Annotated in this window: 12 protein-coding genes; 8 read left to right on the top strand and 4 right to left on the bottom strand. The window is 74.5% G+C overall.

Going from position 1 to position 12,584, the window contains the following annotated elements; translation table 11 throughout:
* Window positions 1–41 precede the first annotated feature (41 nt).
* From FQ330_RS05600 to FQ330_RS05590, 3 genes are read right to left on the bottom strand one after another with little or no spacing between them, the layout of a single operon-like run.
* Complete coding sequence (locus tag FQ330_RS05600) at window positions 42–1,226, bottom strand: thiolase family protein (protein ID WP_146355864.1); 1,185 nt, start codon at window positions 1,224–1,226, stop codon at window positions 42–44.
* A 28-nt stretch (window positions 1,227–1,254) separates the two neighbouring features.
* Entirely contained in the window at window positions 1,255–2,415 is a 1,161-nt protein-coding gene (locus tag FQ330_RS05595) for an acyl-CoA dehydrogenase family protein (RefSeq protein ID WP_146355863.1), read from the bottom strand.
* 9 nt (window positions 2,416–2,424) lie between these two features.
* Entirely contained in the window at window positions 2,425–3,183 is a 759-nt protein-coding gene (locus FQ330_RS05590) for an SDR family NAD(P)-dependent oxidoreductase (protein ID WP_128189056.1), read from the bottom strand.
* Between the two features lie 303 nt (window positions 3,184–3,486).
* Between FQ330_RS05590 and FQ330_RS05585 the strand changes: the two genes are divergently transcribed.
* Genes FQ330_RS05585 through FQ330_RS05575 form a run of 3 tightly spaced genes read left to right on the top strand, consistent with a single transcriptional unit; the run spans window position 3,487 to window position 6,571 of the window.
* Window positions 3,487–4,674, top strand: coding sequence for an acyl-CoA dehydrogenase family protein (locus FQ330_RS05585; RefSeq protein ID WP_225792704.1), 1,188 nt, complete (start codon window positions 3,487–3,489; stop codon window positions 4,672–4,674).
* On the top strand, window positions 4,671–5,783 hold the full coding sequence (locus FQ330_RS05580; protein WP_146355862.1) for an enoyl-CoA hydratase/isomerase family protein: 1,113 nt from the start codon (window positions 4,671–4,673) through the stop codon (window positions 5,781–5,783). The genes FQ330_RS05585 and FQ330_RS05580 overlap by 4 nt, the downstream gene beginning before the upstream one ends.
* Window positions 5,780–6,571 (top strand): enoyl-CoA hydratase-related protein, encoded by a 792-nt coding sequence (locus FQ330_RS05575; protein WP_146355861.1) that lies wholly within the window; start codon window positions 5,780–5,782, stop codon window positions 6,569–6,571. The genes FQ330_RS05580 and FQ330_RS05575 overlap by 4 nt, the downstream gene beginning before the upstream one ends.
* A gap of 15 nt (window positions 6,572–6,586) precedes the next feature.
* On the opposite strand, the gene FQ330_RS05570 is transcribed toward FQ330_RS05575, so the two are convergent.
* Entirely contained in the window at window positions 6,587–7,120 is a 534-nt protein-coding gene (locus FQ330_RS05570; protein ID WP_146355860.1) for a MarR family winged helix-turn-helix transcriptional regulator, read from the bottom strand.
* A gap of 66 nt (window positions 7,121–7,186) precedes the next feature.
* Here FQ330_RS05570 and FQ330_RS05565 point away from each other — a divergent pair, with 66 nt between their 5' ends.
* The 5 genes from FQ330_RS05565 (at window position 7,187) to FQ330_RS05545 (ending at window position 12,579) form a co-directional block, all read left to right on the top strand.
* Complete coding sequence (locus FQ330_RS05565) at window positions 7,187–7,963, top strand: electron transfer flavoprotein subunit beta/FixA family protein (protein WP_146355859.1); 777 nt, start codon at window positions 7,187–7,189, stop codon at window positions 7,961–7,963.
* A complete protein-coding gene (locus FQ330_RS05560) occupies window positions 7,960–8,928 on the top strand; it encodes an electron transfer flavoprotein subunit alpha/FixB family protein (protein WP_146355858.1) in 969 nt (322 codons plus the stop codon). The genes FQ330_RS05565 and FQ330_RS05560 overlap by 4 nt, the downstream gene beginning before the upstream one ends.
* Window positions 8,929–9,854: 926 nt before the next feature.
* Window positions 9,855–10,877, top strand: a complete 1,023-nt coding sequence (locus tag FQ330_RS13515) for a cytochrome b/b6 domain-containing protein (RefSeq protein ID WP_225792703.1) — start codon at window positions 9,855–9,857, stop codon at window positions 10,875–10,877.
* Between the two features lie 67 nt (window positions 10,878–10,944).
* Window positions 10,945–11,736 carry a hypothetical protein gene (locus FQ330_RS05550; RefSeq protein WP_146355856.1) on the top strand — a complete coding sequence of 264 codons (792 nt, stop codon included), beginning with the start codon at window positions 10,945–10,947 and terminating at the stop codon, window positions 11,734–11,736.
* 48 nt (window positions 11,737–11,784) lie between these two features.
* Window positions 11,785–12,579 carry a sulfite exporter TauE/SafE family protein gene (locus FQ330_RS05545; RefSeq protein ID WP_225792702.1) on the top strand — a complete coding sequence of 265 codons (795 nt, stop codon included), beginning with the start codon at window positions 11,785–11,787 and terminating at the stop codon, window positions 12,577–12,579.
* Window positions 12,580–12,584 lie beyond the last annotated feature (5 nt).

Genomic DNA, 12,584 nt, shown 5'->3' with positions numbered 1-12,584 from the left:
GGCGGGCGCGGCTCGACGAGCGGGGCTAGCGGGGCTGAGACTCAGCCCAGCCGCTCGATGATCGTCGCGTTCGCCATGCCGGCGCCCTCGCACATCGTCTGCAGGCCGTAGCGGCCGCCGGTCTGCTCGAGCTGCCCCAGCAGCGTCGCGAGCAGCCGCGTGCCCGACGAGCCGAGCGCGTGCCCGAGCGCGATCGCGCCGCCGCGCGGGTTGACCCGCTCGAGCGGCGCGCCCGTCTCCCGCAGCCACGCGAGCGGCACCGACGCGAACGCCTCGTTCACCTCGAACGCGTCGATGTCGCCGATCCTGAGCCCGGCCCTCGCGAGCACCTTCGCCGTCGCCGGGATGGGCCCCGTGAGCATCATGATCGGGTCGTCGCCGACGACCGACGACGCGACGAAGCGCGCCCGCGGGCGGAGCCCCAGCGCATCCGCCATCTCGCGCGACATGATGAGCGCCGCCGACGCCCCGTCGGTGAGCGGCGAAGCGTTGCCGGGCGTGATGCGCCACGCGATCTCGGGGAAGCGCACCGCGTAGCGCGGGTGCTCGAACGAGGGGGCGAGGCCCGCGAGCCCCTCCCGCGTCGTCGCGGCACGCACCGTCTCGTCGACGCGGTGCTGCCGCCCCTCGCCGAGATCGATCGGCACGATCTCGCCGTCGAAGCGCCCGTCGGCGCCGGCCGCCGCCGCGAGCTCGTGCGAGCGGGCGGCGAAGTCGTCGAGCTCGGCACGCGACAGCCCCCACTTCGCCGCGATGAGCTCGGCCGAGATGCCCTGGTGCACGAGCCCGTCGGGGTAGCGCTCGGCGAGGCGCGAGCCGTGGATGTCGCGCTCGATCGCCGCCGTGCCGAGCGGGATCCGGCTCATCGACTCGACGCCGCACCCGATCACGACGTCCTGCGCGCCGGCCATGATCGCCTGCGCCGCGAAGGTCGCCGCCTGCTGGCTCGAGCCGCACTGCCGGTCGACGGATGTGCCGGGCACGTGCTCGGGGAAGCCGGCCGCGAGCAGGGCGCTGCGCGTCACGTTGCCCGACTGCTCGCCGACCTGCTGCACGCAGCCGCCGATCACGTCGTCGATCGTCGCCGGGTCGATGCCGGTGCGCGCCACGAGCTGCTCGAGCACCGAGGCGAGCAGGTCGACGGGGTGCACCCCCGAGAGCGCTCCGCCGGGCTTGCCCCGGCCCGACGCGGTGCGCACCGCGTCGACGATCACTGCCTCACGCATCCGTCGCCCTCCCGCCGGTCGCGCGCAGCTACGGCTTCGCGCGCTTGGCGATGTCGCGGCCGATGATCTCCTTCATGATCTCGGTCGTGCCGCCGTAGATGGTCTGCACCCGCGAGTCGCGGAACGCGCGCGCGATCGGGTACTCCTCCATGAAGCCGTAGCCGCCGTGCAGCTGCAGGCTGCGGGTGATGACCCGCTGCTCGAGCTCGGTCGCCCACCACTTCGCCTTCGACGCGTCGACGGTCGTCAGGTGCCCCTCGTTGAGCGCCAGCACGCAGCGCTCGAGGTAGGCGCGCGCGATGTCGAGCTCGGTCTCGAGCTCGGCGAGCGTGAACCGCACCGTCGGCAGGTCGCCGATCAGGCCGCCGAACGCCGAGCGCTGGAAGACGTAGTCGCGGCCCCACGCGTAGGCGGCCTCGGCCGACGAGAGCGCGCCGGTCGCGATCGAGAGCCGCTCGCGCGGCAGCCGCTGCATGAGGTAGACGAGCCCCATGCCGGGCTCGCCCACGACGTTGGCGTCGGGGATGCGCACGTCGCGGAAGAAGAGCTCGGCGGTGTCCTGCGAGTGGAGGCCCACCTTCTCGAGCTTGCGGCCGCGCTCGAAGCCGGCCATGCCCTCCTCGACGAGGAAGAGCGTGAAGCCGCGGGAGCCCGCCGCCGGGTCGGTGCGCGCGAAGACGAGCACCTTGTCGGCGTGGATGCCGTTCGTGATGAAGGTCTTCGAGCCGTTCAGCACCCAGCAGTCGCCGTCGCGGACGGCGCTCGAGTGGATGCCCTGCAGGTCGCTGCCGGCGCCGGGCTCGGTCATGCCGATCGCGCCGATCGAGGTGCCGGCGGCCATGCCCGGCAGCCAGCGCTCCTGCTGCTCTGGGCTCGCCAGGTCGAGGAGGTAGGGGATGACGATGTCGTCGTGCACGCCGAGCGTGGCGTTGAGCGCCGCCGCGCCGACGCGCGCGAGCTCCTCGCTGATCACCATGCGGAACCGGTAGTCGTCGACCTCCATGCCGCCGAAGCGCTCCGGGATGGCGATGCCGATCAGGCCCGCCTCGCCCATCCGCCGGTAGAGGTCGCGGTCGATGAGGCCGTCGCGCTCCCAGTCGTCGTAGTGCGGGGCGACGTGGCGCGCGGCGAACTCCCGCACGCTCTCGCGGAACGAGGCGTGGTCGTCGTCGTAGTAGTCGGAGCGCATCCGATCCTCCTATCTCGGCGCCATGCGGATGGCGCCGTCGAGCCGGATGGTCTCGCCGTTGAGCATCGGGTTCGCGACGATCTGCGTCACGAGCAGGCCGAACTCGGCGGGGTCGCCGAGCCGGGCCGGGTGCGGCACCTGCTGGCCCAGCGAGATGCGCGCCGGCTCGGGCAGCGCCGCGAGCAGGGGCGTGTCGAACAGGCCCGGGGCGATCGTGTTGACGCGGATCCGCAGCGCCGCGAGCTCGCGCGCGATGGGCAGCGTCATGCCGGCGACGCCCGCCTTCGACGCGGTGTAGGCGGCCTGCCCGATCTGGCCGTCGAAGGCGGCGACGGATGCGGTGCTCACGATCACGCCCCGCTCCTCGCCGATCGGCTCGGTGCGCGCCATCCGCTCGACGGCGAGGCGGATGACGTTGAAGGTGCCGACGAGGTTGATGTCGATCACCCGCTGGAACTGGGCCAGCGGGAACGGCCCCTGCTTGCCGAGCACCTTCGCGGCGTCGCCGACGCCGGCGCAGTTGACCACGACGCGCAGGTCGCCGAGCGCGTCGGCGGCGTCGAGGGCGGCCGAGACCTGCGCCTCGTCGCGCACGTCGGCGGCGACCACGGTCACGCCCTCGATCGCTGCGGCCGCCTCGGCGGCGGGCGTGCCGCCCAGGTCGAGCACCACGACGCGCGCGCCCTGCGCGAGCAGTGCCTTCGTGGTCGCGAGGCCGAGCCCCGATGCTCCGCCGGTGACGAGGGCCACCTGTCCCGTGATGTCCATGCGCACCCTTCGCGGGCGCCGCCGTCGGCGCCATCGCCCCTGACGGTAGCGACCGCATCCGCTCTTCCTCAACCGCGCGGGCAGTCCGTCGCGCCCCGCCGCCTCCTCGTCGCCGTTCGTCAACCGGCCCAGTGCACGGCCGGCCGGACTATCCGGCCGGCGCCACACCTGGCCGGTCGACGAACGATGCGCGGGCAGATGGCGTCGCGGCGCTGGCGCGCCGTGAGCCCGGGATGGTAGATATGTGGACGTCCATCTATCTACGTGGACGCACAACGGATGCGACGAAGGGGTCGTGAGCGCATGTCCGCCATCAGCACCGCCGGCACGATGGCCGCCCAGGCCACCGCAGAGGAGCGCGCCGCGCTCGTCGAGGCGGTGCGCGACTTCGCCGAGGCCCGCCTCGCGCCCTTCGCCAACCAGCGCGACGCCGACAAGGAGTTCCCCGTCGAGACGCTGCGCGAGGCGGGCTCGCTCGGGCTCGGCGCGATCGTCGTCGGCGAGGACGTCGGCGGCTCCGGCCTCACCCGTGCCGACTCCGTCGCCATCTACGAGGAGCTCGCCCGCGGCGACGTGGCCGTCGCCGCCTACCTCTCGATCCACAACATGGTCGCCTGGATGATCGACGAGTTCGGCACCGACGAGCAGCGCCGCCGCTGGCTCCCGCGCCTGTGCTCGATGGACGACCTCGCCAGCTACTGCCTCACCGAGCCCGGCGCCGGCTCCGACGCCGCCGCGGTCGCCAGCGCGGCCGTGCGCGACGGCGACGACTACGTGCTCACCGGCACGAAGCAGTTCATCTCGGGCGCGGGCTCGTCGGCCGTCTACGTCGTCATGGCGCGCACGGGCGGCAGCGACCCCGACCGGCAGGGATCGCGCGGCATGACCGCCTTCATCGTGCCGGGCGACGCATCCGGCCTCTCCTTCGGCCCCGACGAGCACAAGATGGGCTGGAACGCGCAGCCGACCCGCCAGGTGATCCTCGACGGCGTGCGCGTGCCCGCGGCCGACCGGCTCGGCGAGGAGGGCGACGGCTTCGGCATCGCGATGCGCGGGCTGAACGGCGGCCGCCTCGGCATCGCCGCGTGCTCGATCGGCGGCGCGCAGTGGGCGCTCGAGCGCAGCATCGCCTACGTCAAGGACCGCGCGACGTTCGGCCAGCCGCTCGCGTCGCGGCAGCACGTGCAGTTCCAGATCGCCGACATGGAGACCGAGCTGCAGGCCGGGCGCGCCCTCGTCGAGCGGGCCGCGGCGAAGCTCGACGCGAAGGATCCCGACGCGCAGGTCGCATGCGCGATGGCCAAGCGGTTCGCGACCGACGCCGGCTTCCGCGTCGCCGACGAGGCGCTGCAGCTGCACGGCGGCTACGGCTACCTGCACGAGTACGGCATCGAGGGCGTCGTGCGCGACCTGCGCGTGCACCGCATCCTCGAGGGCACCAACGAGATGATGCGCATGATCGTCGGCCGCGCCATGCTGGGGGCGCGATGACCGAGCCGACCCTGAGTGCGACCGCGAGCGCGAGCGCGAGCGCGCCGCCCGCCGAGCACGTGCGCGTCGAGCGCCGCGGCGCGCTCGGCGTGATCGTGCTCGACCGGCAGCGGGCGCTCAACGCGCTCACGCACGCGATGGTGCGGGACGTGGCGGATGCGCTGCGCACGCTGGCAGCGGACGACGAGGTCGAGTGCGTGGCGATCACGGGCGCGGGGGAGCGGGCGCTCTGCGCCGGCGGCGACGTCGTGAGCCTCCGCGACGACGTGCAGTCGAACGGCGGGCGCGGCGCCGCCCGCTTCTGGCGCGACGAGTACGCGATGAACGCCGCGATCGCGCGCTTCCCGAAGCCCGTCGTCGCGATCCAGCACGGCATCGTGCTCGGCGGCGGCGTCGGCATCTCGGGCCACGCGAGCCACCGCGTCGCCACCGGCAGCACCCGCATCGGCTTCCCCGAGGTGACGATCGGCTTCGTGCCCGACGTCGGCGCCACCTGGCTGCTCACGCGCCGCAGCGGCGAGCTCGGCACCCGCGCGGCGCTCACCGGCGACCACTTCGGCGCCGCCGACGCGATCGCGCTCGGGCTCTCGGATGCGCACGTGCCCGACGACCGCCTCCCGGAGCTGCTCGCGCTGCTCGAGACGACGCATCCGGACGACGCCATCGCGCGCCTCGCGACCGCCCCGCCCGCCGGCACGCTCCAGGCGAGCCGGCCGCTCATCGACCACGCCTTCGCCGGCGACGACCCGGCGCTGATCGTCGCGCGGCTGCGCGCCGCCGGCGACGAGGGCGTCGCGATGGCCGGCACCATCGCCGAGCGCTCGCCCTTCGCCGTCGCGGTGACGCTCGCGGCGCTGCGGCGCGCCCGCCGGATGGGCTCGCTCGAGGAGGCGCTCGTGCAGGAGTTCCGCGTCTCGCGGCACGTGTCGCTCGCGCCCGACTTCGCCGAGGGCGTGCGCGCGCAGCTCGTCGACAAGGATCGCCGGCCGCGCTGGCGCCCGGCCTCGCTCGCGGGCGTCACGCCTGCGATGGTGGAGGCCTGCTTCGCCCCCGTGCCCGAGGGCGACCTGGCACTGCCCACCCGATCGCAGCAGGAGGAGCGCGCATGACCGAGCTCGAGACCATCCGCGTCGAGCGGCGCGATCGCGTCGCCTGGATCCACCTCGACCGGCCCGAGGCGCTCAACGCCCTCAACGCGCAGCTCATGCGCGAGCTCGTGGCGGTCGCGACCGAGCTCGACGCCGACGACGGCGTCGGCGCGATCGTCGTGAGCGGCTCCGAGAAGGCGTTCGCCGCCGGCGCCGACATCAAGGAGATGGCCGACCGGTCGGCCGCCGAGATGCGGCAGAGCGGGGCGGATGGGCGCGGGCACTTCGAGGCGTGGCTCGACTTCGCGCACGTGCAGAAGCCGGTCATCGCCGCGGTGTCGGGCTACGCGCTCGGCGGCGGGTGCGAGCTCGCGCTCATGTGCGACATCATCCTGGCCGCCGACACCGCCGTCTTCGGGCTGCCCGAGCTGAGCCTCGGCGTGATCCCCGGCATCGGCGGCACGCAGCGGCTCGTGCGCGCGGTCGGCTACCCGAAGGCGGCCGAGATCATCCTCACCGGGCGCCGCGTGCGCGCCGAGGAGGCGGAGCGCATCGGCCTCGTCTCGCGCGTCGTGCCCGCGGCCGAGCTGCTCGACGAGGCGCAGTCGGTCGCCGCCGGCATCGCGGCGAAGTCGCTGCCGGCCCTGCGCGCCGCGAAGGCGGCGATGGATGCGGCGCTCGAGGTGCCGCTCGAGCAGGGCATCGCCGTCGAGGCCGAGCTCTTCACCGGCCTGTTCGACACGGCCGACCAGAAGGAAGGGATGGCGGCGTTCCGTGAGAAGCGCGAACCGAGCTTCCGGCATCGCTGAGCGCGAGACCCTCAGCTACAGCGGCTCGGGCAGCTCCGGCGGATCCTCGAAGTCGCCTGCGCGCTTGCGCAGCCGCGCGATGATGCGCACCAGGTCGGCCGCGTCGGCCTCGTCGAGGCCGACATCGGCGAACGCCTGCGCGTTGAGCGCCTCCGTGGCCCGCTCGACGAGCTCGCGCCCCGCATCCGTGATCGCCAGCACCGTCGCCCGCCCGTCGGTCGGGTGCTTCTCGCGCCGCACGAGCCCGTCGCGCACGAGCCGGTCGACCGTGCTCGTCACGCTCGTCGGGTGCACCTGCAGGCGCGCGGTCGCCGAGCCCATCGGCATCCGCCCGTCGCGCGTGAACGCGAGCAGCCGCAGCACCTCGAAGCGCGCGAACGACAGCGCGAACGGCCGCAGCGTCGACTCGACGGGCGCGACGAGCAGCTGCTGCGCCCGGTTCACCGAGGTCACGAGCACCATGCCCGGCACCGCATCCGCCCACCCGTGCGCGAGCCACTGGCGGCGCGCCTCGGCGATCGGATCGATCGGCATCGCGGGTCTGGCCAAGGGCTCCTCCTCGTCGAGCATCACCGTAGCCGAGGCGCGAGTCGCCGACACACCGAAGGGATCGCGATGAAGATCGTCGTGCTCATGAAGCCCGTGCCCGACACCTGGGGGCCGCGCGTGCTCAGCCTCGAGACCGGGCTCGCCGACCGCGCGGCGAGCGAGACGGTGCTCGACGAGATCGGCGAGCGCGCCCTCGAGGCGGCGCTGCGGCACGCCGAGTCGGCGTCCGACGTCGAGGTGGTCGTGCTGACGATGGCGCCCGAGGCCGCGCAGTCCACGCTCCGCAAGGGGCTCGCGATGGGCGCAGCCTCCGCGGTGCACGTCGCCGACGAGCGGCTCGCGGGCGCCGACCTCGGCCGCACCGCAGAGGTGCTCGCCGCGGCCCTGCGCCGAGGCGGCTTCGACCTCGTCATCGCCGGCGACGCATCCACCGACGGCGTCGGCGGCGTGCTCGTGCCGTGGCTCGCCGAGCTGCTCGACGTGCCCGCCATCACGCGGCTCGAGTCGCTCGAGATCACGGCGGATGCGGTGCGCGGCACCCGGGCGACCGACGGCGGGTCGATGGTCGCGCAGGCCGCGCTCCCGGCGATCGTGTCGATCACCGAGGCGCTGCCCGACCCGCGCTTCCCGGCGCTGCGCGGCATCATGAACGCCAAGAAGAAGCCGGTCGAGCAGCTCACCCTCGACGACCTCGAGGTCGAGGCCGACGAGACGGCGTCGCCGCGCTCGATCATGACCGCCGTCGCCGAGCGGCCGCCGCGCGCCGCCGGCGAGATCATCACCGACGAGGGCGACGCCGGCGAGCGCATCGCCGCGTTCCTGGCCGACCGGAGGCTCGCATGACGCACCCCATCCTCACCGTGCTGCCCGCCGCGCCCGGCGGCGGCCTCCCCGCCGGCGCCGCCGAGGTGCTCGGCGCGGCCTCCGAGATCGGCACGCCCGTCGCGGTCGTCGTCGGACCGGCGGATGCGCTGGCCGGCCTCGCCGAGCAGGCCGCCTCGCTCGGGGCGACGACCGTGCACACGGCGACCGCGGACGGCGACCAGCTGGGCGTGCCCGCGGCCGACGCGGCGGCGGCGGCGGTCGCGCTCGTGCAGCCCGACGCCGTGCTCGTGCCCGCGACCATCGAGGGGCGCGACGTCGCCGGTCGCCTCGCCGCGCGCCTTCGCGCGCCGCTCGCGGCCGACATCGTCGGCGTCTCGCGCGACGACGAGGGCGTCGTCGTGCGGCACTCGGTCTACGGCGGCGCCTACGACGTCGACTCGGCGGCCACCTTCGGCCCGCTCGTCGCGACCGTGCGCCTCGGCGCGATCGACGCGCGCGCCGAGGCGGCGACGCCCGACGTGCACGAGTTCGCCGTGGAGGCGTCGGGCCGCCGCGCGGCGGTCGTCGAGGGCTTCGAGCCGGCGCCGCAGACCTCGTCGCGCCCGGATCTGCGCAGCGCCAAGAAGGTCGTCTCGGGCGGCCGCGGGCTCGGCTCGAAGGAGCAGTTCGCGCTCGTCGAGCAGCTCGCCGACGCGCTCGGCGCGGCCGTGGGTGCCTCGCGCGCCGCGGTCGACGCGGGCTACGCCGAGCAGTCGCTGCAGGTGGGGCAGACCGGCACGTCGGTCTCGCCCGAGCTCTACCTCGCGGTGGGCATCTCCGGCGCGATCCAGCACCGCGCGGGCATGCAGACGGCCAAGACGATCATCGCGATCGACAAGGATGCGTCTGCCCCGATCTTCGAGGTCGCCGACCTCGGCGTCGTGGGCGACCTCTTCACGATCGTGCCGCAGCTGATCAGCGCCCTCGAGGCGCGGAAGGGCTGAGCGTGCCGGAGCCGATCGTCGTGCGCCGCGGGCTGCCGCGCGCGCCCGGCGGCGAGCCCTGGCCGCCCGGCGGAGCGGTGGCGCCGGTCGCGCCGGAGCCGGCCGCGCCGCCGGTGGCCGAGCCGCCGGTGGCCGTCGCCGAGCCGATCTCCGGTACCGATGCGCGGGTCGCGGATGCCGACACCCGCGAATCCGTACCGGAGGCGCCTGTCGCCGTGCCCGTCGCCGGGCAGCAGCCCGCCACCGGGATGCGCCGTGGGCTCCCGAGGGTGCCGGGCGGGGAGCCGTGGCCGGATGCCGTCGCCCCCCGCTCGTCGAGTAGGCCGCGGAGCGGCCGTATCGAGACGACCCCCGCACCCGGCGCCCCGGATGATCTCGAGCCGCGGCCTGCGGCCGCTCCTCGATCAGCGGAGGAGGAGTCGCGGCCCGCGGCGGCGGTCGCCGCCGGGACCGCAGCTCCCGCGCTCGACGGCGCCGCGTCGATCCGCCGCGGCCTCCCGCGCGTCGCCGGAGGCGAGCCCTGGCCGGCTGCGGCGGCCCGGGCGGCGAGCCCGGCGCCCGGTGCGACGGGTGATCTCGAGACGCGGCCTGCGGCCGCTCCTCGATCAGCGGAGGAAGCGGCGCCACCGGCGGCGGCCCCCACCCGCTCGTCGAGCCCGGCGCGGAGCGCCGGAGTCGAGACGACTCCCGCCAAGGGTGCGACGGGTGATCTCGAGACGCGGCCTGCGGCCGCTCCTCGATCAGCGGAGGAGCCCACCCGCTCGTCGAGCCCGGCGCGCAGCGCCGGAGTCGAGACGACCCCCGCGCAGGGTGTGCCGAGTGATCTCGAGACGCGGCCTGCGGCCGCTCCTCGATCAGCGGGGGAGCCCACCCGCTCGTCGAGCCCGGCGCGGAGCGCCGGAGTCGAGACGACTCCCGCGCAGGGTGTGCCGGGTGATCTCGAGACGCGGCCTGCGGCCGCTCCTCGATCAGCGGAGGAGCCCACCCGCTCGTCGAGCCCGGCGCGCAGCGCCGGAGTCGAGACGACCCCCGCGAAGGATGCCGCACCCGGCCTCCGCCCCGCCACGCGCCGCCAGTGGATCGCCGCCGGCGTGCTCGTCGCGCTCGCCGTCGTCGGCGCGGCCACGATCCTCGTCGCCATCGCGCGCTGGTTCGTCGGCCTCGAGCCGATCGCCGCGTTCGTCGAGCAGTACCACGGCACCGCGCCGCTGCCCGAGGGCGCCCCTGTCGGCATCCCGCCCTGGCTCAGCTGGTCGCACTTCGCGAACGCGCTGCTCATCGTGCTCATCATCCGCTCGGGCCTCCAGGTGCGCGCCGAGCGCAAGCCCGAGGCCTACTGGACCTCGAAGCGCACCGGCACCAAGGCATCCCTCACCGTGTGGCTCCACACGAGCCTCGACGTGCTCTGGGTGCTGAACGGCGTCGTGTTCGTCGTGCTGCTCATCGCCACGGGGCAGTGGATGCGCATCGTGCCGACCACGTGGGAGGTCGTGCCGCACGCGATCTCGGCCGGGCTGCAGTACGCGACGCTCGACTGGCCCGTCGAGGACGGCTGGGTCGCCTACAACGCGCTGCAGCAGCTCGCCTACTTCGCCACCGTCTTCGTCGCGGCGCCGCTCGCGATCATCACGGGCGTGCGCATGAGCGGCTGGTGGCCGAAGGGGAACGAGCGGCTCGACCGCGCCTACCCGATCGCGTGGGCGCGGGCCGTGCACTTCCCGGTGATGCTCTACTTCGTGGTCTTCATCGTCACGCACGTGCTGCTCGTGCTGACCACCGGGGCGCTGCGCAACCTCAACCACATGTACGCCGCGCGCGACGCCGACGACTGGATCGGGTTCCTCTGGTTCGCGGGCTCCCTGCTCGTGATCGCGGCCGCCTGGATCGCCGCCCGGCCGGCGCTGCTCGTGCCGATCGCGCAGCGCTTCGGCACGGTCTCGTCGAGGTGAGCGCCACGCCGCGCCCGGGCGGTCACGGGGCCTGTTCGCGGCCTCCCGCCGGGCGTACGGTGGCGCCATGACGGTGCCCAACCCTGCCCCGCAGCCCGGCGCACCCGGACCGCAGATGATGCCCCACCCGCAGCCCTTTGCGGCTGCGCCCCAGCCGCACGGCCACCTGTCCTCCGCGACGGCCGCGCCCCAGCCCCCGCGCCCGCCGCTCACCCGGCAGGCTGCCCGCCGCGCCCGCCTCGCGGGCGGCGTCGGCGGCGGCATCAGCTGGCTCGGCCTGCACATCGCGACCACGTCCGCGGGCCTCCTCGCCCTGCCGTTCCTCGTCGCGGGGCTCCTGAGCGCGCTCGCGGCGCTCTGGAACGGCGGCCTCGACGGCATGCCGCCGATCCTCCCGGGCGCGGTCGAGTGGCTCGCCTCGTACTCCGTCGTCTTCATCGTGGGCGTCGTCGTCGGCCTGGTGCTGCTGGTCGTCGGCTTCCTCGTCAGCATCCGCATGCTGCGCGGGCCCGGCGTCGAGCACCCGGTCGGCATCACCTTCGCCGGCTGGGGCATCGCGATCGTCGGCACGAACGTGATCACCGGCCTCATGTCGGGCATCACGATGCCGTTCGGCGGCCTGCCCATGGGGATGGGCGCTCCGTGGGGCGGCCAGGGCACCGACGGCTCCGACGGCGACGGCTTCGGCGGCATGGGCTTCGACGGCACCGCCCTCGACGGCGGCCAGCTGCTCGGCTGGGGCATCGCGGTCGTGCTCATCGGCATCCTGGTGGGCGTCGTCGTGCACACCGCGATCGGCGTCTTCACGTGGTGGTGGATGGCGCACGCCATGCGCCCGAAGGCGGCGCCCACGGCGTAGCCGCAGGGCACGGCGGGCGGATGCGACGGCGCACGGCAGAATGGACGGGTGACTGACGAGCTCGAGACGGACCACCGCCGCCCGATCTGGGCCCTCGTCGGCATCGGCCTCTTCGCCGGCTTCCTCTCGGGCATGTTCGGCATCGGCGGCGGCATCGTCATCGTGCCGCTGCTCGCGCTCGCCGCGGGCTTCCCGCGCCGCCTCGCAGCCGGCACGTCGCTCGCCGCGATCGTGCCCGCCGCGCTCGTCGGGGTCGGCAGCTACGCCGTCGCCGGGAACGTCGACTGGCTCGTCGCCCTCATCCTCGTGATCGGCTCGGTCGTCGGCGCCCAGGTCGGCGCGCACCTGCTGCACAAGCTGCCGGTCGTCGCGATCCGCTGGGCGTTCATCGTCTTCCTCATCGCGGTCGCCGTCAGCCTGTTCTTCGCGGTGCCGTCGCGCGACGCGGAGCTGCAGCTCGACGTGCTGCCGATCATCGGGCTCGTCGTGCTCGGCTTCGTCACCGGCGTGCTCTCGGGCATCCTCGGCGTCGGCGGCGGCATCGTCGTCGTGCCGATGCTCATCCTGCTCTTCGGGCAGAGCGACCTCGTCGCGAAGGGCACGTCGCTCGCGATGATGATCCCGACCGCCATCTCGGGCACGATCGGCAACCTGCGCCGCAAGAACGTCGACCTGATCGCCGCGGTGATCGTGGGGCTCTCGGCGAGCGTCACGACCGCGCTCGGCGCGGCTGCCGCCGCTGCGCTCGACCCGCGCACCGCATCCGTCATCTTCGCCGTGTTCCTGGCGCTGCTCATCGTGCGCCTCGTGGTGGAGGCGTGGAAGCAGGGCCACAAGGAGTAGCCGGC

Source organism: Agrococcus sediminis (assembly GCF_007923295.1).
Lineage (GTDB): Bacteria > Actinomycetota > Actinomycetes > Actinomycetales > Microbacteriaceae > Agrococcus > Agrococcus sediminis.
Note: the sequence above shows the minus strand (reverse complement) of the source record. Positions and strands in the feature narration are given on the sequence as shown.